This is a genomic window from Streptomyces argenteolus, from assembly GCF_042902585.1.
GTDB classification, from domain to species: domain Bacteria; phylum Actinomycetota; class Actinomycetes; order Streptomycetales; family Streptomycetaceae; genus Streptomyces; species Streptomyces argenteolus.
The window spans coordinates 561,892-585,248 of record NZ_JBIBEG010000004.1 but is presented as its reverse complement, the minus strand read 5'-3'; the positions used below and the strand labels follow the sequence as shown (position 1 = coordinate 585,248).

Sequence of the window (23,357 nt, the reverse complement as noted above, 5' to 3'; positions counted from 1 at the left end):
TCACCCCCCTCACGCTCCCCGAAGGGAGAAGGCAATGAGTTCCCCGCGCTTTCCCAGACGCCTGGTCCTGTCCCTCGTCATGGCGCTCGGCATCGCCTCACTGACCACCGGCCTGGCGCAGAACGCGCCCGCTGCGACAGCCGCACCCGCCTCCGAGACGACGACCGCCGCGGCGACGGCCGCCGTGGCCTTCGCCGACGAGTTCGACGGGCCTGCGGGCTCGGCGGTCGACGGTGGCAAGTGGCTGACGGAGACCGGTGACAATGTCAACAACCATGAGCGGCAGTACTACACGGCGGGTACGAGCAATGCGGCCCTGGACGGTCAGGGCAATCTGGTCATCACGGCGCGGAAGGAGAATCCGGGTAACTACCAGTGCTGGTACGGGAAGTGTGAGTACACCTCGTCGCGGCTGAACACCTCGGGCCGGTTCACGTCGACGTACGGGCACGTGGAGAGCCGGATGAAGATCCCGCGCGGGCAGGGGATCTGGCCGGCGTTCTGGATGCTGGGTGCCGACATCGGCAGTGTGGGCTGGCCCAACAGCGGCGAGATCGACATCATGGAGAACGTCGGTTTCGAGCCGGGTATGGTCCACGGGACCCTGCACGGGCCGGGATATTCGGGCTCGGGAGGTATCGGTGCGGGGTACTCGCTGCCGGGCGGGGCGGCTTTCGCGGACGCCTTCCACACCTTCGCGGTGGACTGGGCTCCGGGCTCCATCACCTGGTCGGTGGACGGCACCGTCTACCAGCGCCGGACACCGGCCGATCTGAACGGCAACCGGTGGGTGTTCGACAAGCCGTTCTTCCTCATCCTCAACCTCGCCGTGGGCGGCTACTGGCCCGGTGACCCGGACGGCAGCACCAGCTTCCCCCAGAAGCTGGTCGTCGACTACGTCCGCGTGACCACCGGCGAGGCCTCGTCGGGCGGCGGACCCATCACGGGGCTCGCGGGCAAGTGCGTGGACGTCGCGGGTGGCGCGGCGGCGAACGGCACGGCCGTGCAGCTGTACGACTGCAACGGGACCGCGGCGCAGAAGTGGACCGTCGGTTCCGACGGCACGATCCGTGCGCTGGGCAAGTGCCTGGACGTCGCCTCGGGCGGCACGGCGGACGGGTCTTTGGTGCAGTTGTACGACTGCAACGGGACCGCGGCGCAGAAGTGGGCGACCCCGGCGGCCAAGGACATCGTGAATCCGCAGGCGAACAAGTGCCTCGACGTGTCCGGCGGCAGCAGTGCCAACGGGGCTCGGTTGCAGATCTGGACCTGCACCGGTGCCGCCAACCAGAAGTGGACCGTGACCAGGTGACCAGGCGTCACGCGCCGGCCGGGAGACGATGACGGGGGCGCGCCCAAGGGCCCATCCGGTTGCGGGCTCCGTCCGCCGACCATGACCGGCCGTCCACCTGACGAGGACGCCCTCTCACCGCCCGCCTGCGGGCGGTGAGAGGGCGTCCTCGTCAGATCCAGTGCCTCCCCGCCCCTGTCGGAGCGGGGAGCCGGCGAGCATGCGTCGCGGGGTGATCCAGCGGTTCTCGGTGAGGGCCTCGATGTCCGCCTCGGCCCCGCCGTGGCGCGATCCGGTGCCCGATGCCCCGCCTCGCCGAGCGGCGTGTTCGCCCCTCGTTCCCGGTCCGGCGGTTGCCGTACGCGATGCCGACTGTCGTATCGCCGTGGCCGGCCCCGTGGCCAAGCCTGGCCGGATCGGGGCAGGCAGCTCTATGCGGACAGCAAAGGGACCCAGTGGTCCACCACCTGGCGAAGGCGACGCCGGTGCTCCGCGATCCAGTCGTCCGGGGGTACGAGCGGAACCCGCACGGTGACCATCGACGAGTCGTCCTCGACGACCACCTCCGGGCAGTCGCGCTCGCCCGTGAGCTGTATCCGGACGGAAGGCCCCCGGTCCCATTCCATCCAGGCGACGTCCTCGCCGGCTTCCAGTCCGTTCAGCGCCTCTGCCCAGGCGTTCAGCCTGGAGACCGACAGGACGAGGTCGGTACGGCCGGAGACGAACGGCGTCCGGACCACGATCTCGGCCCGCAGTCCGCCGCTCCACGCAGGGAGCCGCCCCAGGACCACGACGGCGACGCTGTTGCCCTCGTCATCCGCCAGGGAGACGAGCTCTTCCGGTACCGACGCGCTCACGACTGCCCTTTCCTCGGCGAGTACCGCGATCTTCCGCCCTCCGGAAGGGGGCTGCCACTCCCTTTCGGCTCGCGGGGCGCACTGTCAGGCGTGACCGAGGCTGCGGCAGCTCCCCGTGTACGCCGACCGCCGGACGCTCGGCATCCGTTCGTGCACGGGATTCCGCTTCCGGACGGGGTGGCCATGGCCCCGGCGTACGTACGACGGGAACCTGTAGCGCGATGGGGCAGCCGCATGCCGATGCCGCAGGCGCGAGGGCGACGGCCGAGGAGGCCGCCGCCCTGGCGGTGTCCCGTCTGCTCCGGCCGGTCGCTCAGCAGGAGTGCCCGGGGCGCAGCGGGTGAAGGGTCCTCCTCCGGGTGGTCATCGGCGCCTCCTGCGCGCCATGGCCAGCAGCAGGACGGTGCCCGCGACCACGCATCCCAGCGCGGTCAGCGCGAGCGGGGTGCTGCTGCCCGCACCGGTTTCCCCGAGGCCTCCGTCACCGTGGCCGCCGCCGTGGCCACCACCGGTGCCGCCGTCCCACGGGGGTTTCGTGGGGTGGGTGCCGGTCGGGTGGGGAGACGGGGAGGGGGAGTGTCCCCGGTCGGTGTTGGTGAGGGTGCAGGTGACCGCGTCACCCGGCGCCACCGTCACCCGGCCGTCGGTCGCGGGCAGTTCACCCTCCGTGCCCGCACAGGCCCAGCCGGTGGCCGTGTACCCCTGAGGTCCGCCGGACTCGCCGAGCGTGTACGTCCCTCCGGGCACCGGCACCTCCGTGACCGCGGGGGTGCCGCTCGCACCGGAGAGGTCCTCGGGCCCTGCGGCCGTCAGAGTCCAGTCCTCGGGCGTGGCCGTCCCGCCGTGCTCGTTGACGACGCGCTTGACGAGCGTCAGCCGCGCCTCGCAGGTCACGGTGTTGCGCACGGTGAACGCGTTCTCGGTGTCCGTGAGACGGGCCTCGTAGGGCAGGCTCTCGTCGACGCTCTCCCCGTTCGCCGTCGTGACCCGGCTGCTCCCCACGGTGCACGCTTCCGGAACGCTCGTCGTCTCGGCGATCGTCGCGGTGTCACCGACGGCGTATCCGTCGCGGGCCTCGCCCCACGGCTGTGCGGTGGCGGGGCCCGCGCCCGGGCCCGTCAGCGTGAGGGCGGCCTCGAAGCCGTCCGGCCGGTCACGGTGGGCGTACGTCTCCCCGTCGATCTCCCATTCCTTCCCGACGGTGATCGACGCGTCGTCCGGGGCCGGCCGCGGCCGGTTGTACATGGTGCAGCTGATCGCGGAGAGCCGTGCGACGTCCACGGAGAAGGCCGGTTCCGCGGCCGTTCCCGTGTTGGTGACCTCCACGGGTGCGCCGGTGTCGAGGTCGGTACAGACGGCGTTCCGGCCGTCGCGCGTCACCAGGTCGTAGCCGCTCCGCTGGGTCTCGGCCACGTCGACGGCGGCGGAGTCGATCCCCGCCGGATAGGTCGGCTCGAAGGACACGGCGCCGGTGCCGTCCTCGGAGGTCTCCTGGGTGTCGGGGAGCCCGCCGACGCCGGAGGTGGAGGTCGTCGCGGTGAACTCCCAGCCCTCACCCGCCGGGGTGGCGCCGGTGACGTCCTCGCCCCTGTTGTCCTCGGGCACGATCTGCTTGACGACGGAGAGGGTCCCGGCGCAGTTTCCGAGCGCGAGCTCGGTGAGGGCCTCGCCCGCTCCCGCGAAGTCGTCGGTCTGGTAGTGGTCGGCGGTGGTCGGGTTGGTGCCGTCGAAGGCCTCCGGGCCCGAGATCGCCCGGAGGTTCAGCCCCGACACGCCCTCGACACCCCGGCCGACGCCCACCGCGACGACCCGGGAGCCCTCGGCCTTGACCGCGTTGGCGGCGAAGATCCCGCCCTCGGTGTCGGCGAAGTGGGTGTGGGAGCCGTCGCCCGTGCGCGGGTCGTTCCAGTAGGTCGGATTGCCGTCGGTGAGGACGACCACCGCGTCGTAGTGCGGCTCCGCCCGGGCGGCGGCGTACAGGCCCTGGTCCCAGTTGGTGCCCGATCCCAGCGTCCAGTCCGCGTACAGGTCCTTGAAGGTGTCGGCACCCGCCTGGGTGGAGACCGGCATCAGGCCGGGGTGGTTGGCCGTGCCCGTGCTCGGTGATCCCCGGTCGAAGGAGAAGAGCGCCATGCGTGAGGGAGTTCCGGCCAGCGCGTCCGTGAATCCGTCGGCCGCCGCCTTCAGGGCCGGCAGCGCACTGCCCACGGAGGCGGAGAGGTCCAGGACCAGTGCGACGTCCAGCCCGCAGCTGTCCGGCAGGTCGGGGTTGTCGCGCGACTGTTGCCAGATCCCGCCGGAGGCGACGTACGGGTTGGCGGCGTAGTCGGTGCTGAACATGAAGTCGCCGGTGGAGGAGTACGTCCGCCCGCCCTCCAGCGCCGGTGTCCGGAACCGGTACGGGGACTCCACGGAGCCCGATCCGCTGCCCGCCCCGGTCCGCAGCGCCGGGTTGGTGTACCAGCCGTCCGGGACACCGTCCGCGACCTGGCGGACGTGGTACCGCCGACCCGCGTTGCCGCCGCCGGCTCCGGTGTCAGGGACGACGAAGCTGCAGTCGCCGTCGGCGTCCGATGTGCACTGTGCCCAGGTGTCGTTGACCGGTGCGGTGGCGTCGTCGGAGGCGTACAGAGCCAGCCGCACTCCCGCGAGTGGGCCGACGACCGCGGGGGCGGTGCGGTCGCCGCCCGTTTTCACGGTGACCACGGAACTGCCCGGGGCCGGTGCCGGCACGGTCGCCGGGGCGGCACCCAGCAAGGAGGCGAGCGCGGCGGTCCCCGCCAGGGTGCGGGCCACGGCCCGGCGGGCGCCCGTACCGCTGCCGGGGTCCCGGCCGGCCACCGCTCTGTTCAGCACGCGCATGAGTTCCCCTCTGACGAAGTACAGGCGCTCATGCAAACAGGCGTTAGGCCCATCATCTGATGATTGGTCCGTTCGGGGGCGGTGGCGGCCGGCCACCCTGTCGGACGATCTTCCCCGCGAGGAGACTTCGCGGTGCCTTACACCGGTCGGTGAGGATCGTGCAGGTGTTTCGGTCTACCCGTCTGCGGGACCGGCGGAGCCGCCTACGTTCGTGCCCATGCCTGAATCTTCTGACTCCACGTCACCGGCCGTCCCCTCCCGCCGTGGCGTGCTGCGAGCGGCGGCCGTCGTCGGCGGGGCACTCGGTGTCCCCGGCGGGCTGGCGGCGGCCGGGGGGCAGCCCGCCGCGGCGGCGACGCCCTCGACCGTCCCGTCCCCGCCTCCCGAACTGCCCGCCGGACTGGAGGCCTACCGCACCCCCTACATCAACTGGGCCGGCGAGATCACCCACACCGGGCTGTGGGCCTGCGCCCCCCGCACGGGCCAGGACCTGGCCGACCTCGCGAACTGGGCGCACGCCAACGGCTGGCGCCTGCGTGCTCGCGGCAAGGCGCACACCTGGTCGCCCCTCACCATCACCGGGCCCGACGAGTCGGACCGGCGCGTCCTGCTCATGGACACCACCGAGCACCTGACCCGGATGGAACTCGCGACGCCGCCGCCCGGTGCGCCCGGCGCCGTCCGGGCACAGACCGGCGTGACGCTGGAGACGCTGACGGCCTTCCTCGCCGAACACGGCCTGGGCGTCACCAACACCCCGGCACCGGGCGAGCTGACGCTCGGCGGGACCCTCGCCATCGACGCCCACGGCACGAGCGTGCCCGCCGTGGGGGAGAGCCCGCGCCCGGGGCACACCTACGGAACCCTGAGCAACCTCGTCCTCTCGCTCACCGCGGTCGTCTGGGACGCCGCCCGCTCCGCCTACGTGGTGCGCACCTTCCACCGGGGCTCCGACAAGGAGTGCGAGGCTCTGGCGACGCACCTCGGCCGCGGCCTCGTCGTCGAGGCGGTTCTCCAGGCCGGCGAGGAGGTACCGCTCAGGTGCCGGAGCCGTGTCGACCTCACCAGCGACGAACTGTTCGCCGCCCCGGGCAGCGCGCTGGCCGCCCGGGGCAACACCTTCGCCGACTTCCTCGACCGTGCGGGGCGGGTGGAAGCGATCTGGTTCGCCTTCACGGACAAGCCGTGGCTGAAGGTGTGGAGCCTCAGCCCGGAGCGTCCGGCGACGGCGAGGGCCGTGCACCACCCGTACAACTACCCCTTCAGCGACTCGCTCCCCACCCCCGTCGCCCGGCTGGCCGGACGCCTGGTGGGGGAGGGCGCCTGGTACCTCGCCCCGGCCTTCGGGGCGGCGCAGTACACCGTGGCGGCCACCGGGCTGGCCGCCACCTTCGCCACGGACCTCTGGGGCGCCGCGCACAACCTGCAGTTCTACCTCCGTCCCACGACACTGCGGGAGACGGCCAACGGATACGCGATCCTCACCCGGCGCGCCGACGTGCAGCGCGTCATCGCGCGGTTCGCGGCGTACTACAGCGAGCAGCTCAAAACCCGGGCCGCACGCGGGGAGTTCCCCGTCAACGGCCAGGTCGAGATCCGGGTGGGCGGACTGGACCGGCCCGAGGAGTCGGCGGCCCCCGGTGCCCGGCCGCCGCTCCTCTCCGTCGTACGGCCCCCCGCGGACCGGCCGGACTTCGACTGCGCGGTCTGGATCGACGTCCTCACCCAGCCCACGACACCCGGAGCCCACGCCTTCTACCGCGACCTGGAGCGCTTCCTCCTCGCCACCTTCGACGGGGACTACGCCCTCACCCGTGTCGAGTGGTCCAAGGGCTGGGCCTACACGGACACCGAGGCCTGGGCGGACCCGGAGGTCATCGGGACGACGGTGCCCGCCTCGTACGGCCCCGGGCAGTGGGCGGAAGCCGTCGGTGTGCTCGACCGGCTCGATCCGCACGGCGTCTTCGGGAACGCCTTCACCGACCGGCTGATCCGGACGTGAGCCCTCCGCGCTGACGGACCCGGGTTCCGCTCCTCACACCTCGCGGTGGAGGAGGAACGCGAGCAGCCCCTCGATCTCGCACGCCGCGCGCGGGGCGAGCGGCACTCCCCGCAAGCAGGTCCGAGCGGCATCGAGGTGGTGGCGGGCCTCCTCCAGGGTGGCGGTGCGCCCGCCACACGCCTCGACCAGTGCGGTCGCACGCACCGCGCCGGCATCGTCGAGGGGGAGCGGCGCGTCCAGAAGGGCGGCCAGCTCCCTGGCGTGGCGCCCGCTCCCGGCGAGAGCGGCGAGCACGGGGTAGGTCTTCTTGCGCTGCCGCAGATCGCTGTGCACGGGTTTGCCTGTCACCGCCGGGTCGCCCCAGATGCCGAGCAGGTCGTCCACGGCCTGGAAAGCCACCCCGAGGTGACGCCCCGCCCGGTCCAGAGCGGACACGGTCCGTGGCGGCGCGCCGCCCAGAAGGCCGCCGAGGGCCGCGGCACACCCCAGCAGGGTGCCGGTCTTGAGTTCGGCCATCGCGCGGTACTCACCGGGCCGCACGGCATCCGGCCCGGTCCAGGGGCGGGCGGCGAAGAGCAGGTCCTCCGCCTGGCCGCGTACGAGGCCGGTCAGCGTCCCGGACAGCCGGCCGACGGCCGCCGCGGCATGCGGTCCGGGCGTCCCGGCGAGGATCTGCACCGCCAGAGCGAGAAGCGCGTCACCCGCGAGTACGGCGGGCCCCGTGCCGTACGCCTTCCACACGGTGGCGCGCTGCCGGCGCATCCCGTCGCCGTCCATGATGTCGTCGTGCAGCAGCGAGAAGGTATGGACGAGTTCCACGGCCACCGCCCCGTCCAGGGCCTGCTCCCCGGGCGCCCCGGCCCCCTCCGCGCACAGGACGGCGAGGGCCTGGCGCACACCCTTGCCCTCGACGCCCCCTTCGGTGGGACGTCCGCCGACCTCGCACCAGCCGAGCGAGAACGCGGCCATCTCGCCCGGCCACGGGTGGAGTCGCTCCACCGCGGCGGCCAGGGCTGGACGCACCAGGTCACGGCAGCGGGTGAGCGTCCGGGCAGCGGCGACCGCGGCCTCCGGCCGTGCGTCCCGCGCGGAGACGGTCATCGCGTCACCGCCTCCTCGGCGCGGGCGGTGGTCCCCGGCAGAGGGCCCACCCCCAGCTCGGCCGTCGCCTTGTCCACCATGTCCCGGGCGTGCCGCAGCCCGATCCGGTCCAGGGCCCGCCGGAGATCGGCCAGTTCCACGACGGTCTCCGCAGGGTTGCGCCCGAGCCGGGCCAGCGCCTTGGTGAGTCCCAGCCGCGAGAGCGCCGCCCCCCGTGGCTCGTCGATCTCCTCGAACTCCGCGAGTGCCAGGGCGTAGTCGTCGCGGGCCTGCTGATACCGCCCCGCCCGGTAGCGCACGTTGCCCCGCATCTTGTGGTTGTAGGCCAGCGCGCTGGACAACGTCATCTCGCGGCAGATGGATTCGGCCTCGCCCAGCAGCGCGAGAGCGCGCTCCACGTCACCGTCGCGTACGGAGACCACGTCGGCTATGCCGCGCAGCGCCCACGCACGCCCCCGCCGGTCGTCGGCCCGGCCCGCCGTCGTCGCCGCCTCCTCGAAGAGCGCGAGCGCCTTGTCGTAGGAGCCGGTGTTGCGGTGCATCTGCGCGATGCCCTCCAGCGCCCAGACCGTGTGCCGTGCCTCGCCCCGGCGCCGGGCCTCGGCGAGCAGCTGCTCGTGCAGTTCACCGACGGCCTCGTAGTCGCCCTGGATGCGCCCGGTCTCCGCGAGACCCGCCAGCGAGTACCCGCGTACGACCACGTCGCCGCCCCGTTCGCCCAGTTCTGCCGCGAGCCGGAGCAGCCGGTAGGCCAGGGCCAGCGAACCGCGCTGACGGGCGAGTGTGCCTCCGCTCCACAGCGCCCAGGCCATCGCCCCCGTGGCCTGCGCCGAACGTGCCGCACGGTAGCTCGCCTTCCACGCGGCATCGGCCTCCTCGATCCGCCCCAGGCGCCGGCAGGCCTCCGCGACCGCGAGCCCGCAGCGGGCCATCTCCTCCAGCTGTCCGGCGCGTTCGGCCGCTCTCAGCTCCTCGACGCCCTTCGCCAGCACCTCGGTGAGGGAGGAGTTCACCGACAGGGAGCCGAGGGCTCCCTGGTACTCGGGAGCGAACGCCTTGCCCGCCGGACGGTCCTGCTGAATCACCCGTGCCACCTGCTCACTGTCTCGCCTGTCCACGGCACCGCTGCCGTGCGGCGGTTGTCCCACCGCCTTGATCACGACGGTAGGAGCGAGCGGGGGTCCGGCGAATCCCTCTCCGTTCCCGTCATGGGTCATACCTGAGTGCCACGGCGAGCCGCCGGTCTGGTCACCAGGACGGACGGCGCTCCCGCAAGAGGCCCCCCATCGCCGTCGCCGACGGTCGCCCCCCTCGGCGTTTCGGCCGCCCACGGCCGACTCCGGGCTCCCGCCCGCCTCCGAGGACGGCGTCCTCCCTGCGAGGGACGCGGCAGGAGGACGCGCGGGCGGCTGACGGCCCGGCCGACCGGTCTCAGCCGTCCAGGTCGATGTCGCCGAGGTCGACGAAGTCGCAGTAGATCACCCGCTCCTGAGCCTCGCCCGTGCCGTCCGTGCTGATCGACTCGGTCTCCTCGACCGTCAGGCGCAGGCCCTGGCCCCGGCCGCCGTCAGGGTCGCCATGCCGGCCCCACGGCCGGCCGCCGGTGCCCCACCGCCGGTGACGCCCGTGCCAGCCGTGCCCGCGCTGCGGCAGCGCCACCTCGCCGGTGAAGACCGGCCGGTCGGAGGTGTCGGCGTCCGCGGACACCAGCTCGACGGCGCTGCCCTCGACGGTCACCCAGCCGAGGTCCTCGTCCTCGATGCGGGGGTGCCGGCGTTCCAGACGGGCCCTGACCCTGGGCGGGGGCGCACCTTGCGGACGGTAGGACGGACCGGTCAGCGAGATGCCCAGGGGCGAGTCGCCGCTCACGGTGAGTTCACGCTCGGGCAGCGTCCGCACGAGATCGGAGAGCACCACCGCCGAGATCTCCGCCCCCGCGATCGACTCCGGCTGGAGGCGCACGAGTGCCAGGCGCACGAAGGGGAAGTAGCTGTCCCCGGTGTCGAGATCGAGGTCGCAGAACCAGCGTCCCCGTGCCGGGTCGAACTGCGGGGCGAAGCCGAGCGCGGTGACCGTGGAGGCACCGGCCGCGACGCCGCTCGTGTCACGGCACAGGCGGCGGAGCGGGCCGACGGACGCGACCTCGTTGGTGAACGTCGCGGCCGTCGCGGGCCCCACGGAGGCCGACAGGTGGATCGGGTCCCGCCCGATCTGTGTGACGACCGGTTCCTCCCCCGGCACGCCCGGGCCGGGTGCGTCGTCGATGAGGACGCCCAGGAGCTCACCGTCGCCCGAGGAGAACCAGGGGCGGTCCAGAAAGACCCGGATGCCTCCGCCGCGCCGGCGTCGTACCACGGTGCCGGGAGCGCTGTCCGGTTCCTCGAAGGTCAGGGTGGGCATGCAGTAGAGGACCCCGGGCGCCGCCGGAGGAGCGCTGCTCGGGACCGAATGGCTCACCGCCTCGCCTCGCGGCTGACCGTCCGCCGAGGACTGCCCGGAGAAGTACTCGCCGAACCGGGTGGTGGCGACCGGCCGGTAGCGCACCACACGGTGCTTGGTGTCACCGAACTCCTGCCGGCTGTAGGGCGGAGCCGCCGGGGGAGTGGCGTTCTTCGCCAGGGTCTCGGCCAGTTCCGTACTGAAGGTCAGTACACCCTCGGTCAGCGTGCAGGAAGGAGGAACCCTGAGCGGCACGCCGTGCGCGTCCACGGTGTCGGCGAGGGAAAGCGGAAGGGCGAGCACATGTGCCGTGCCCGGCCGCTCGGTCCTGCCCTCCGGCCCCTCGTCCGTGACGTCGGTCCACTCGGCGAACACGTCGACGCGTTCGGTGCTGTCGGTGTGCACCGTGACGGCACCCAGCAGGTGCTCGGTCGTCGCCGACGGGGCGCGCACCGGAGCGGTGCCGAGTTGCAGCAGCGGGTCCTGCAACGGGCGCGCCACCGCGTGGACGAGGGTGAACTCCTGACCGGGGGTGAAGAGCCAGTGGCGGCTCTCGTGCGCCGACGTCATCAGCTCACCGACCTGGCCGTCGTCGGTCGCGGTCGACTCGCGGCACCAGTCCGCCAGGCCCAGCACGGCGTCCTCCACCGCGATCCGCGAGGAGACCTGGACGGAGCGGACGGCGGCCTTGGGCAGCTGCACGGTCAGGACCCGCGCCTGCTGGTCGAACCGCGGTGGTCCTTCGCCCTCCGTGACGCGGATACGGAAGGACGCCGGGTCGTGCCAGGAGGTCCCGTTCCAGTCCACGGGGAAGGGCTGACCCGGCGGCAGGCCGGGCAGCCCGAAGAACACGGCGCCCGTGGACAGTGGATCGGGGAGGTAGGGCATCGGCACCTGCTCGCCCGTGTGCAGGACCAGCGGGGGCGACTTCCCGCCGTCGGCGGCGTCGACCCCCTCCAGCACCCGCGTTCCTGGCAGCGTCGCGTCGTCCAGCGATCCGCTCTCGTGCAGGGCGAGCCGGTACACGGCGGTCCGCACGGCCGGGTCGGCCGAGCCGATGGCGGTGTCCAGCAGCCCATGGCGTTCCACGCATTCGAGGGAGGCCTTCGGCGCCACGACATGGCGTTCGTCGTGCGGTGTGTACGGCGGGTGGGAGCCGCCGGTGACCGAGGGGGAGGCGTTGAAGGCGGCGGCGTACTGCTCCGTCGTCACTCCGCGGTCGCTGCGGACGACCAGCCGCTGCGTACGGGCGCCGTCGGTGAGCGGCAGACGCGGCACCAGCACGGGGGAGGGGACCGTCTCGAAGCGGCGGAAGAGCTGCGGACCGTCGGCCGGGAGTGCCAGATCGGTCCTCCCCGGTTCCGCCTGCATCAGCGCGTCGGCCTGTGCGGGCGTGAGTCCGTTGCCCGCCAGGTCCACGGTGCGTACGCGGATGCGGTAGGACCGGCCGAACCGCAGCCTGGGCAGAGTTCCCGGGCGGGCGACGGACGTGATCTCCAGCGGGATCCCGGGGGCTGCCGGATTGCCGATGCGCTGCGGCTGGGTGGCTTCGTCCTCGGGGTCCGGAGCCCGTTCCGTCGCGCTCACCACCTTCCCCGGCCGCGGTGCGGCCAGTGACCAGCCGTCCCAGGTGATGACGTTGTCGTGCAGATAGAGCCGTTGCGCGGTCTCCGGCCGGGTGGCCAGGCCGACCTGGAAGAACCCTTCGTCGGACGCGGCGAACAGTGGGGCCTGCGGCAGTCCTGGCGGGCAGTACGCCACGTCACGCTGGTGCAGGGAGAACCACTGGGCGCGGCTCTCGTCCCAGATGTCCAGCCGGTGGCCCCGCACGAGGTCCTCGGCGAACAGCTTGACCTGGCCGGTGGCGGGGGTGGCCGCCACGAGCTCGTCGGCCTTCTGCCTCTGCTCTGCGGCAGCCTGGAAGTCCTCGCTGATATGCGCCATGCGGTCCTTGCGCGCCAGGGTGAGACCGCCGGTGCGTACGACCGGAAGGCCCACGGACTCCGCTTCGGTGGCGTCCAGTTGGAGAAGGGCGCCGTCGGCATCGGCCTGCTCGATCGAGAACTCGTCCGCAGGCAGCGGCACCAGGCCCTGGGCCGGAGGTGCGAGCGGGTCGGCGGGCTGCGCGTCGCGGCCGCCGGCCACGAAGGCACGCTTCGCCCGGTCGAGGACGTAACTGGTGTGCGGGGTCACGTCGTGGCTCAGTGGCGTGCCGGGATCGGGGCCACGCAACAGCGGCTCCCAGGTGGGCCGGACGACGATGAAGAGACCGCCCGCAGAATCGGGAACGGCGTCGGCGGGAAGCGCGAAGTCCAGGACCAGCCCCAGACGCCGCAGCAGCGCCGGGTGGTCACCGAGCGAGCTGAGCATGGTGTGGAAGTCGGGCACGGGCGGTTCCAGCGGGGGATCGGTGTTCTCCCTGGGGCGCACGAACGAGGCCGAGGCCGAGGGCGGGTGGTGGAAGCCGCGCAGCTGCCCGAAGGTGTCCAGCCCTTCGGCGGGCGACGGCGCCAGGCCCTGCATGCCGCCCTCCGCGCTCATGGTGTCCAGCTCACTCCGTCGCGGTGGACCGTCGGGGAAACGGGTGGCCGCCATGGCGTAGATGTGCCGGGCACTCTCCGTCATGGCCCGGGAGGAGCACGTGGTGACCTGACGGTCCTCGTACCGGTCGAACGTGAAGGAGTCCAGTACCGTCTCCGCGCGGAAGAGACGCTGCCACAGGACCGAGTCGGGAGGCGCGCCGGTCGGTTCGACCGGCCCGACCGGGAAGTCCTGCGGCTCCGTGACGCCGTCGGTGGTGGCGAACGCGAACTCCGCCGAGGCGACTTGGTCGGGCCACCGCAGGAAGTCCGGGAAGGGGCCGAGCGTGCCTCGGGTCCCGGGTGCCTGGGCCTCGCCGGTGGACAGCTGCGGCGACACGAAGAGTGAGACGAGGAGTTTCGTCCCGTCGGCCGAGAAGCCGCCGGGGAGGACGGTCCAGTGGATCCGCTGTTCGAGGGCCATGGCTGGATGTCTCCTTTGGGGCCGGGCCCGCTGCGGGGGCAGCGACGGCGGGCGGGCTCAGGCCGCGTAGGCCAGGCAGTACGTGTCCCAGTCGTCCGGCTCCACGCACTGGGCGAAGGTGGGGTCACCCGGTGCGCCGGCGAAGCTGCGCTCCAGGGTGAGCGAGACGGTCTTGCTGAAGAAGGCGATCCGTACGCTGACGGAGAGGGTTCCTCTGCCGCGTATCACCGATTCGCCCCCCGACTTCTGATAGCTGAGCTCCAGATAGAACTCGACGGACACGCTGACGATGCCGAGCACCGACAGGTAGCCGTTGCAGCGCAGATAGCCGCTCAGAGTGATGTCCTGGCCGCCCTGAGCGTTCTTCTCGAGCTTGAAGTAGACACCGGCCATGATCGAGACACCGCCGCTGGCGACACCCAGATTCAGCGACGCCGTGCCTCCGAACTCCAGGGCTCCTTCCACGAGCTCGATGCCCCGGGAGGAGACCTCCATGGCGAAGAAACCGCCGCCGCCGAACAGGGAGACGCTGACGACGAACGGGTTCTTGCGCTCGCTGATCCCGAACCTGAAGCGGATGGGCGAGGCCTCGAAGGGGATCGTCAGCCCGGCGGTCAGGGCGAGGTTCTGCAGGCTGAAGACGCCGACACCGATGCTGGGGATCGCCAGCGAGTAGCCCGCCCTGATCCCGGCCGGGTCGATGTCGATGTACGCGCCCTTGCCGAAACCGTCGGCGGGCAGGAGGCTCCGCAGATTGTTGATGAACGACAGCGCGCCCTCGAACACGAGCTCCAGGCCGGAAGCATCGATGTCGGGTTTGCCGCCGGGTGTGGAGGTGAAGGAGAGGCGAGCGATCCTCACCTCGGCCAGGCCGGCGAACCTCAGTGTGAGGCCGGTCAGTTCGCCGCGGACGCTGGACTTGTCCAGGCCGTCGGTGGACACGGTCGTACGGGAGTCGAGCACGAGCGAGGCGTCCTCGAGACCGACGATGCCGGAGCTCTTGATGGACGGCTTCCACACGTAGCGCAGTTCCTTGCCCGCCCCGTCGGCGAGTTCCTTGACGCGCAGGACGGGGACGGGCAGCAGCGTCCGGGGGTCCCCGCTCCTGATGATCTCCTCGATCCTGCTGTCGGAGAGCTGCGCCAGATCGGTGACGGCCGACCGGGGGATCGTGCCCAGGATGTCCGTCAGGCTCACGATGCCGAGCAGCTTCCCGATGTCGAACGCCTTCTTGACCTCGTCGACGGGTAGCTCGGGGGTGGCCGGAACCTTCGAGAAGGTCTCGGGCAGCACCCCGGCACGGCCGGTGATCTCGGAGACCGCGGAGTTGGGACTCGCGAGCCCGCCGGCCTGTTCCGCCTTGAGCAGGAGCTGCACCGGCGTGTTCATGGTCAGGTAGGCGCCGGACGGGTTGTCGGTGAACCCGCGCTCCAGATAGCCGGCGTTCATGCGCACCTGTACTCGGCCGCCGCCCGGCGCGAAGGCCTCGACCGCGGGTTCGCGGACCTCGGCTCCTGCCACGAACAGCACCGCGTCCAGCGGATGGTCGCCGCCTTCCCCTCTGGGCTGTACGTCGAAGCGCAGCGCGTCCACGGGGTGACAGGTGCTGCCGGGCGCGCCCGGCAGGGGCTCCGTGATCGCCAGTTCCTGTCCCTCCAGCTGCGCGATCGCGCGCGCGTCACCCGGACCGAACGTCGCCGGGGCGGGCGAGGCGTGCGGGAAGGAGGCCGCGATCGAACCGTTGGCTCCGCTTGCCGACGGGACGAGAAGGAGGGGCATCCGGAAGCTGACCTTCCGGCCTTCTTGGTCGATTCCGGTGACAGGGAGCAGATAATCGGCTCCGGTCTCCTTGAGCACGGCGAAGAAGGGCCCGGACGCCGGGTCGTCGACCCTGAGCAGCGGGGTGACGCGCTCGTCGATGTGCAGCGACCGGAAGGGCATCTCCCGCCCCTGGTGCGCGTAACCGGTGGTCGCCCCGTAGCCGATGTCCGGCTGCGGGAACTCGACGTGCGTCTCCGACTGAAGGCCTGCCACCACGGTGCCGTCCTCGGCTGCCGTGAAGACGCGCCGCGTCTCGGTGATCAGCAGGGCCTGATGACCGGTGTGACAGAAATAGCGGCTCGCCGTCCGGACGAACTGGTCCCTGCCCAGACCGGTGATGTGGTCGTACGAGGCCAGAGGGGCCGTCCGGCCGGCCTCGACGAACTGGTCCAGCGACGTCTTGTCGAGGGTCCAGCTGCCGTGCAGGTGGGCGGAGGCACCCAGCGGCGTGAGCATGAACTGCTCGGCGTGCAGCGGATCGTTGCTGATGGCGATGGGAAGCCCGTTCTTGTCGAACACCTCGTGCCTGCTGGTCTGGATGACGATGCCGTCGAGATGCTCCTGAAGCAGGGGCAGCCCGGGCGGCAGCGTGCCCGCCGTCGCCACGGCACGCAGGAGTGGCGCCCCACCCGCTTCGGGACCGCGCAGGCTCGTGTGCCAGAGCTCGGAGCGGCCTTCGGAGACGAACGGATCAGCCAGGTGCTCCCAGCGGGAGAGGGTGTCGTCGTGGGTCAGCAGGAGACGCAGCGGGAACTCGACGGTGGTCCTGCGGATCCCGCCGAAGACGTCCGAGGTGCCGGGGTCCGGCGCTCCGACGACCGGAACCGACTGGGGGACCAGCCGGGTCCAGTCGAGGAGCGCGGCGAGGGAGAGGCCGACACCGTCCATGTCGTCGGGCAGGGAGAAGGCGAGGGTGGAGGGACGTGCGGAGAAGGACGGAACGCGTGAACTCGCCGTGGGAGGCAGGGGGAGAGCCGCTTCGGCGACATGCTGGGGCGGCAGGGTGACCAGGATCTGGGCGAGGCCGGGAGCCTGGCGTACGAGCCGGTCCCCCTCCTGACGGAGGTTCACCAGACCGATCTCCAGGACCAGCATGTCCTGCGGCCTGAGCACGCGGAACGGACCAGCGACAGGCGCGACGTCCCCCGGAGCGGGCCGGTTCGGTTCATCCTCGTGCCCGGGGCCGTGCGGGCCGTCGGGGCCTTCTCCGGGGCCGTGCGGGCCATGGGGGCCGTGTGGGCCGTGTGGGCCGTGGGGGTCACCGTCGTGCTCGGGCCCGTGAGGTCCGTGTCGGCCCTCCGCGCCACGCTCCCCGCCGCCGCCCCGCCGGAATTCACCGTCGTCGCCGCGGTTTCCGGCACGTCCGCCCTCACCGCCGCGGTCTCCGCGGCCTTCACGTCCTCGGTCCCCGCGGCCGAATCCGCCTCCGCCGCCGCGGGGACCACCCCCGCCGTGCCGTGTCAGGAGCACCTCCCTCCACAACCTCAGGAGGACGAGCTGGGTGCCGAAGTGGAACATGACTGTCTCCTGGCACGGTAGGGACCGAAGGACCGGCCGGCGCACGAGGCGTATCGCCTCCCGCCCTCCGAGGACGGGAAGCCGGATCAGGGGGCATCCGGAACGGCGCGGGTGTGCCCCTGGCGGACAGAACGGGGAACGGGGGTGGCTCGGGCTCGGCATCGCGCACCTCGCCCTCACCCTGTGTCGGGGGACGAACTGCTCCGGCTGCCCGGACCACGGACGGAATCGAGCAGAGCCTGTCCCTGATGGTCGACGTATTTGGTGAACAATTGCTGCGAGTAACCGAAGACGATGGCCCAGGCGATGATCTGGGCGGTGGAATCGAGCGCGCTGAGGCCGGGGACGAATCCGCCACGCACGAGCAACAGCCCGAGCACGGCGGTCAGGGCGCCCAGCGGCAGCTTCAGCAGGGCGAGAACCACGGGGACGTTGTAGGGCAGGGACGTGCCCCTGATGCGCCGCAGCGCCGCGGCCGACGCGACGGCGGCGGACAGGACGCCGATGATCTCGATGACGAGGTAGTCCCCGGCCTGTGCGACACCCGCGGTCATCTCGCTGGTGACGGGCGAGCCCGGCGGGACCGGGACCACGAACCGGCTGCGGGTCGGGCACACGACGTTGAATCCGCCGTTGATCTCGGGCGTGAAGCACAGCGGGACCAGCGCCTCCCAGATGACGGTGATCACGGCTATCGCCACCGCGGCGATCGTCAGGCCGATGGTGACGGTGCCCACGATGCGTACGAAGCTCCGTACGCGCAGCCGCTCGTTCCACAGGAGTTTGCGGGCCAGGCCGACCGTCTCCGCCAGGAAGGCCCGTTCGCTGGGCCGGAGCCTTCGTTCGGCGTTGTGCTGCATCCCGCGCGCGATGTCGATGACCCGCACCCGCCGGGGGTCGCCGGCCGCGAGGTGTTCCTCGACCAGGGCCACGATCTGGGGAAGCATGGCCTTGATGTCCTCGGCGGACGCCATCCACACCATGAGGTTCAGCGCCGCGTCCATGTGTGCCTGCGCGACGCCCAGGTGGGCCGCACGCCTCCTGCCGGGCTGCCTGACGAGGAGGGAGCGCTCGGCCTCCGCGAGTTCCCTGCGCGCGTTCGACGCGTAGTTCCGCACCACCCGGCGCCGGTCGGAATCGACGGACGCCCGTGTGCTCAGCGCGTCGATGATGGCCTCCAGCTCCGTGATCCGGGCCCGTAGCCCTTCCTTCTGCTCCCACGGGCCCATGTCGTCACGCGGGTTGAGGAAGTGCACCCAGGTCTGTGGCTGCTCCCCGCCGGCGACGGAGGGGGTCGGTCCCGCCGCCTCCGCGGCGAAACCGGGGCCGGGGCCGCCCTCCTGGGCGGCCGTCCGCGTGCGGGCCGCTCGTCTCCTGGCCGCGCCGACGGTCCAGGTGGCCATGGGAACTCCTCCTCAGGGGTCTGCCGGTGCTCGCGAGCCTGTGGGGCGCGTCGGCGGAGCCACGGTCGGTCACACCCCGTCCACCTGATGGCCGCCGGCGATGAGCAGGGACGCCAGCGTCGCCAGCGAGACATCGGTGCACTGTCCCGTCTGGGGCAGTCCGTGGTCGGCCTGGAACGCGATCACGGCGGCTCGGGTGTTCGGCCCGTCGATGCCGTCGACCACTCCGGGGGAGTAACCGAGCAGGACCAGGCCCTGCTGGACTCCCCGTACGGTGGCGAGGTGGAGGGGCGCGGGGCCGCCTCCGTCACCGCCGTTCCCGACGACCGGGGGCGAGCCGTCCTGCTGGAACCGCACGTCGGTGGCGGCGTCCGAACGGGCCGTCTCCAGGAAGAAGTCGTACATGTTGTCCACGCCGCGGTAGCGGTCGTCCGGCGCGGGCGCGCCGCCGAGGATCTCGACCAGCGCCATGTGGAGGTGGGGTGCGGTGCCGGGGAACTGGAGTACGGAACCGAGCTCGTCGCCACGGCTGACGGCCGAATCGGCACCGAGACCGGCCGGCACGTCCTTCATGTGCGTGTAGAAGCCGCCCATCATGTCGTTCGGCGCGCGCACGAAGATCTGGGCGCCGTAGATCCTGGACGTGTCCGCCGCCGGGTCATGCGGGTGGAACACCGTGACGTGGCCGTCGAAGGCGGCGCGGACCGTGGACCCCTCCTGGGCGCCCAGGTCCATCCCGTACTCGATGTACCACTTCGCGGGCGGTGTGTGTGTTCCGACGTGGGGACCGCCGAGTCCGGCTGTGAAGCCTGCGGCGACGGGGCTGGACACTTCGATGTCGAACGCTGCCATGACGTGCCTCCGAGCGCGCGTTTCCCTCGCGATGCGGTGGTGCCGTCCTCGGGTCCGTTCGCCGGGCCGGGCCGACGCCTTGTAAGCGTATGACGCCGAAGGTGCCGTCGCGACCCGATGGAAAGGTGCGTTCGGGTTTCTTCAAATGAAGTGTGGAATCAGAGAAGTTGGAGATTCATCGACCGCTGACGGAGAGCATTGTTTCGCCTTCTACCGTATGGCCGGGGAGTGAACGGGTGCGTGGCGTACGGTGCGTGAAATGCGGTTGAAGATTATAGTGGCCGGTCGCTCCGGGCGGGTCTATAGTCGGAATTGAACCGGCTCCGCCCTGCGTGTCCGCACGTGAACAGTGCGGTGCGGGCGGGGACGGCGGACACATTGAGGCAGCGTCAGTGCATTCTCCGCAGGCTTCCGCGGCGCTGCCACCTCTCCCTCCTGGCCGGCCCTCCGTGACGACGGCTGACATGATGCGGGAGCTGCGACGACGGGTCGGCACCCCTGCGGCTGTCAGGAGCCCATCATGGCCACCACGATCGATCTGTCGGAAATCCGTTTCGGAAAGACCAGCGAACAGGTCCGTACCGTCCAGCGTGCTCTGATCCACCGGGGTTTCGACATCCCGGACGGTGCCACCGGTCACTTCGGCGAGCAGACCAAGAAGGCCTACCGCGCGTACCAGATCAAGCAGGGATTCAAGGGCGACGCCGCAGACGGAGTGCCCGGTTGCCGCTCGCTCACCGACCTCGGACGCCTGGAGCACTTCGAGGTGGACTGCGGCAAAGCCGCGGCAAAGGCGAAGGAGGCGTCCCCGCACGGTGGACGTGTGGCCACACCCGTACCGGGGCACAAGGTCTCGTTCGAGTTCTTCCGGCCGGGTCCCTACGCCTGGAAGCCCGACGGAATCGGCAGGCACACGGGCCAGGACTTCGCGGCGGCGGCCGGTTCACCGGTCGTGGCCGTACGCAACGGAACCGTCGAGTGGTCGAACGGGGAAGGCGGCGCGTACGGCCAGTGGATCGGCCTGCACGCGGACAACGGTCATGTGTACACCTATTGCCACCTCTCGGCACGGCAGGTGAAGCGAGGCCAGAGGGTGAAGGCCGGGCAGCGCATCGGCAAGGTCGGCAGCACAGGCAACTCGACGGGCCCGCACCTGCACTTCGAGATGTCCAAGGGCTCCCGGTGGGCCTACGGCCAGGTCGCGAAGCCCGGGTGGTGACGCCCGGAGGGACGGACATGGGCCGCGAGCCCCGCCCCATGAGCACCGAACGACGTGCCGGCCCTGAAGGGCCCCGGGCACGGATCGGAGTCCTGGGCGGTTTCGGACTGTGGGTGGGCGGGGATCCGGTGACCGTACCCGTGGGGTCGGAGAAGGTGCTCGCGTTCCTCGCGCTGCGGTGCCGGGCCGCGGTCCCCAGGCCCCTCGTCGCCGGCACCCTGTGGCCCGAGGCCTCCGAGCGGTGCGCGCACGCCGATCTGCGCGCGGCACTGGCACGCCTGAACCACAGGGGCCGGCAGGCACTGGACGTCACCGCCGCCGAGGTGCGTCTCGCGCCCGGGACGAGCGTCGATCTGCACCACGTGCGCCGGACGGCGCAACTCCTCGTCGATCCCACCGCCGAGCCCGCCGGGGCGGCCGGGGTGCCCGGCGCGCCACTGGAGATCGTCCGCGTCCTCTCGGCCGAGCTGCTGCCCGGCTGGTACGAGGACTGGGCCCTGTCGGAGGCCGAGGAGTGGAGGCAGTTGCGCCTGCACGCCCTGGAGACCCTGGCGGGGCGGCTGCGTACGGCAGGGCGGTATGCCGAGGCCATCGCCGCCGCGCAGGCCGCGGTGCACGCCGAGCCCCTGCGCGAGAGCGGCCAGACCTGCCTGGTGATGGCGCACCTGTCCGACGGGAACCTCTCCGAGGCCCTGAACGCGTTCACCCGCTACGCCCGCCGCCTGCGCGACGAGTTGGGTCTGGATCCGCCGGAACACCTGTACCGGCTGGTGTCGGGATGCGCCCGGGCGTCCGGCACGGCGACGCCGGGCGAGAGCGCGGCACGAGAGCCGCCTGGTGCCGGGTCACGCGGCCGTCACGCGACGGTCACGCCCGCCGGTGAAGAGTGGCAGGGGCAGAGGCCGGCCCCGTATCCGGGGCGGGCCCGGTAATTCCCGAGGAGAGTCATGGCCACCCCACTCTCAGCCGACCGATTCCTCGCCGCGCTGCGCTCCGAAGGGCTCACCGTGGTCGAGCACCGGTCGTGGCGTACGCACAACCGCAATCACAAGGGCCCCTGGGGTCCCGTGCACGGCGTGATGATCCACCACACGGTGACCTCAGGCACGACCGGCAGTGTGGACCTGTGCTGCAAGGGCCACTCCGCTCTGCCCGGCCCCCTGTGCCACGGAGTCATCGCGAAGGACGGCACGGTCTTCCTGGTCGGCTACGGCCGCACCAACCACGCGGGCAAGGGCGACCAGGACGTCCTGCGCGCGGTGATCGCGGAGACCGCTCTGCCGCCGGACAGGACCGCCGACACGGACGGCAACACCCACTTCTACGGCTTCGAGTGCGTGAACCTGGGTGACGGACGGGACCCGTGGCCGAAGGAGCAGGTGCAGGCCATGGAGAAGGTGGCCGCCGCCCTCTGCCGCGCGCACGGCTGGAGCGAGCGGAGCGTGATCGGCCACCGCGAGTGGCAGCCCGGCAAGGTCGACCCCAAGGGGGTCGAGATGACGGACCTGCGACGAGGGATACGCGGACGCCTGGCCGGTGTCCCTGCGCACTCCTGACAGCGCCCGGCACAGCCGGTTCCCGCGGACGGCTTCCGGTGGCGCTGCCACCGGAAGCCGTCCGCGGGAACCGGTCAGACACCCACCACCGTGAAACCCGCCTCCGCGAGCCGGGCGCCGAGGGCGCCCACGGTGGCCGGGTCACCGAAGGCCCCGTTCTGTTCGAGCCCGTGGTCGGCCTGGAACTGACGGACGGCACTCTGGGTACGAGGGCCGTCCCCGCCGTCCTGGCGGCCCGGGTCGTAGCCGAGGGCGAGCAGCGCACCCTGCACCCCGAACACGTCGGACACGTCGAGTGCCAGCCGCTCGGCGGGCAGCCCCTGGCTCTCCACGGTCTGGGCCAGGAGGAAGTGCGCCCGGTCGAGCTTGTTCCGGATCCTGATCGTTCCCTCGTCCGGAGTGAAGTGGCACTCGTCGGCCGCACCGCTCCAACTGCGCACCGACACATGCTGCTGGAGCTTGGGGAACCTGAACGCGGGCCCCAGCGCCCAGCACATGCTCAGCGTCGCCAGTTGCGCGTTCGCGGGCCAGGTCCCGAAGTCGGCGAACTCCGGCCTCCCGACGAGGACGGACTCCATCTGGTCCAGCTTGGCGAACACGTGCCGGTCGATCTCCGCGTCCTCCACGTGCAGGGACGTGAACGGGGGCTGGAACGCGTGATGCCCCTGCGGGGCGAGATCGAGGCGCTCCTTGACCTTGTCCCAGTCCACGGCGACGAGGTCGGCGGAGGCCGGGGAGCCGCTCGCGTCCAGCCACAGCAGCTCGCCGGCCAGGGCGAGTGAGGCCGCGCGCTCCGCCGCACTGGGCGCGGAGTTCGGCGCGGCCGTCTGATCGATCTTGTTGCCTATGCCTGTGCTCACCCACCCCTTCTGGTCGAGGTACATGAAATCGACTCGCCCTTCGAGCGGGTCGTTGAACCTGATCCACTGGTCACGCACGGATTGATGCATGATGTCGGCCTCTCTTCCACCACATCGAGGGTGGATCCGTCCGGTCGGCCGGGTCCTGGCCGCCGCGGGGAAGGCACGGCCCGGTTCCGGGGGGACGGACAGCGGTACCTTCGCACCCTCGCCGAGGAGAAGCGGCCGGTCGTCCCTGCCGATGTACGGGGGTCTTTCCTCCGGGCCGGATGCGCCGTCGACGAGCCGTTCCGCGGCGTCGAGCCGAGCGGTCGGTACACGCGGTGAGTCATGCGCCCTTTCGCATCATCGACCTGCGGCGGAAAGACCGCCGGGGGCGCCGAACGTCACTTCAAGTGTAGGTCCGGGGTGGGGTGCGGACCACCCCGGACCTGGGCGGGGCTCCCCGCGCCGGAGCGTCCCGGATGTGGGCCGACGGGGCGTCAGCGACGTACCGGAGACCGGGCGGCGGGGGCCCGCGGCCCGGGGTGCCGTGCGTCGGGACGGTCGGCGCCGCCCGCCTTGGCGGCCCCG

The 23,357-nt window shown here is 71.8% G+C and carries 14 protein-coding genes and 1 pseudogene; 6 read left to right on the top strand and 9 right to left on the bottom strand.

Going from position 1 to position 23,357, the window contains the following annotated elements; all coding sequences use genetic code 11:
• Nucleotides 1–34 precede the first annotated feature (34 nt).
• Nucleotides 35–1,312: a lectin gene (locus tag ACFY8O_RS18485; protein ID WP_387903582.1), complete on the top strand. Its 1,278-nt coding sequence runs from the start codon at nt 35–37 to the stop codon at nt 1,310–1,312.
• Nucleotides 1,313–1,722: 410 nt separating this feature from the next.
• Here the strand turns inward: ACFY8O_RS18485 and ACFY8O_RS18480 are convergent, their stop codons facing one another.
• Nucleotides 1,723–2,148, bottom strand: coding sequence for a DUF5959 family protein (locus tag ACFY8O_RS18480; RefSeq protein WP_387903580.1), 426 nt, complete (start codon nt 2,146–2,148; stop codon nt 1,723–1,725).
• 363 nt (nt 2,149–2,511) lie between these two features.
• Nucleotides 2,512–5,010, bottom strand: a complete 2,499-nt coding sequence (locus ACFY8O_RS18475) for a hypothetical protein (RefSeq protein ID WP_387903578.1) — start codon at nt 5,008–5,010, stop codon at nt 2,512–2,514.
• 217 nt (nt 5,011–5,227) lie between these two features.
• Between ACFY8O_RS18475 and ACFY8O_RS18470 the strand changes: the two genes are divergently transcribed.
• Nucleotides 5,228–7,012, top strand: a complete 1,785-nt coding sequence (locus ACFY8O_RS18470; RefSeq protein WP_387903576.1) for a cholesterol oxidase substrate-binding domain-containing protein — start codon at nt 5,228–5,230, stop codon at nt 7,010–7,012.
• Between the two features lie 33 nt (nt 7,013–7,045).
• On the opposite strand, the gene ACFY8O_RS18465 is transcribed toward ACFY8O_RS18470, so the two are convergent.
• From ACFY8O_RS18465 to ACFY8O_RS18450, 4 genes are all read right to left on the bottom strand, one after another.
• Entirely contained in the window at nt 7,046–8,113 is a 1,068-nt protein-coding gene (locus ACFY8O_RS18465; protein WP_387903573.1) for a polyprenyl synthetase family protein, read from the bottom strand.
• Nucleotides 8,110–9,207, bottom strand: coding sequence for a tetratricopeptide repeat protein (locus ACFY8O_RS18460; protein ID WP_387903571.1), 1,098 nt, complete (start codon nt 9,205–9,207; stop codon nt 8,110–8,112). Before ACFY8O_RS18460 ends, ACFY8O_RS18465 begins: the two co-directional genes overlap by 4 nt.
• Nucleotides 9,208–9,544: 337 nt before the next feature.
• On the bottom strand, nt 9,545–13,555 hold the full coding sequence (locus ACFY8O_RS18455) for a hypothetical protein (RefSeq protein WP_387903569.1): 4,011 nt from the start codon (nt 13,553–13,555) through the stop codon (nt 9,545–9,547).
• A 57-nt stretch (nt 13,556–13,612) separates the two neighbouring features.
• Nucleotides 13,613–16,489 (bottom strand): hypothetical protein, encoded by a 2,877-nt coding sequence (locus ACFY8O_RS18450; protein WP_387903566.1) that lies wholly within the window; start codon nt 16,487–16,489, stop codon nt 13,613–13,615.
• A gap of 60 nt (nt 16,490–16,549) precedes the next feature.
• Between ACFY8O_RS18450 and ACFY8O_RS18445 the strand changes: the two genes are divergently transcribed.
• Nucleotides 16,550–16,915, top strand: coding sequence for a hypothetical protein (locus ACFY8O_RS18445; protein WP_387903564.1), 366 nt, complete (start codon nt 16,550–16,552; stop codon nt 16,913–16,915).
• Between the two features lie 155 nt (nt 16,916–17,070).
• Here the strand turns inward: ACFY8O_RS18445 and ACFY8O_RS18440 are convergent, their stop codons facing one another.
• Both ACFY8O_RS18440 and ACFY8O_RS18435 read right to left on the bottom strand, forming a co-directional pair.
• The gene (locus ACFY8O_RS18440) at nt 17,071–18,297 is read right to left on the bottom strand and encodes a hypothetical protein (protein ID WP_387903562.1); all 1,227 of its coding nucleotides are present in this window, start codon (nt 18,295–18,297) and stop codon (nt 17,071–17,073) included.
• A 69-nt stretch (nt 18,298–18,366) separates the two neighbouring features.
• Entirely contained in the window at nt 18,367–19,149 is a 783-nt protein-coding gene (locus tag ACFY8O_RS18435) for a peptidoglycan-binding protein (protein ID WP_387903559.1), read from the bottom strand.
• Between the two features lie 520 nt (nt 19,150–19,669).
• Between ACFY8O_RS18435 and ACFY8O_RS18430 the strand changes: the two genes are divergently transcribed.
• The 3 genes and pseudogenes from ACFY8O_RS18430 to ACFY8O_RS18420 form a co-directional block, all read left to right on the top strand.
• A complete protein-coding gene (locus ACFY8O_RS18430) occupies nt 19,670–20,368 on the top strand; it encodes a peptidoglycan DD-metalloendopeptidase family protein (protein WP_387903557.1) in 699 nt (232 codons plus the stop codon).
• Nucleotides 20,369–20,406: 38 nt separating this feature from the next.
• On the top strand, nt 20,407–21,300 hold the full coding sequence (locus ACFY8O_RS18425) for an AfsR/SARP family transcriptional regulator (RefSeq protein WP_387903555.1): 894 nt from the start codon (nt 20,407–20,409) through the stop codon (nt 21,298–21,300).
• A 15-nt stretch (nt 21,301–21,315) separates the two neighbouring features.
• Nucleotides 21,316–21,912: pseudogene (locus ACFY8O_RS18420) on the top strand (N-acetylmuramoyl-L-alanine amidase); the annotation flags it as partial.
• Between the two features lie 86 nt (nt 21,913–21,998).
• Here ACFY8O_RS18420 and ACFY8O_RS18415 read toward each other — a convergent pair.
• Entirely contained in the window at nt 21,999–22,874 is an 876-nt protein-coding gene (locus tag ACFY8O_RS18415) for a peptidoglycan-binding domain-containing protein (RefSeq protein ID WP_387903552.1), read from the bottom strand.
• Nucleotides 22,875–23,357 lie beyond the last annotated feature (483 nt).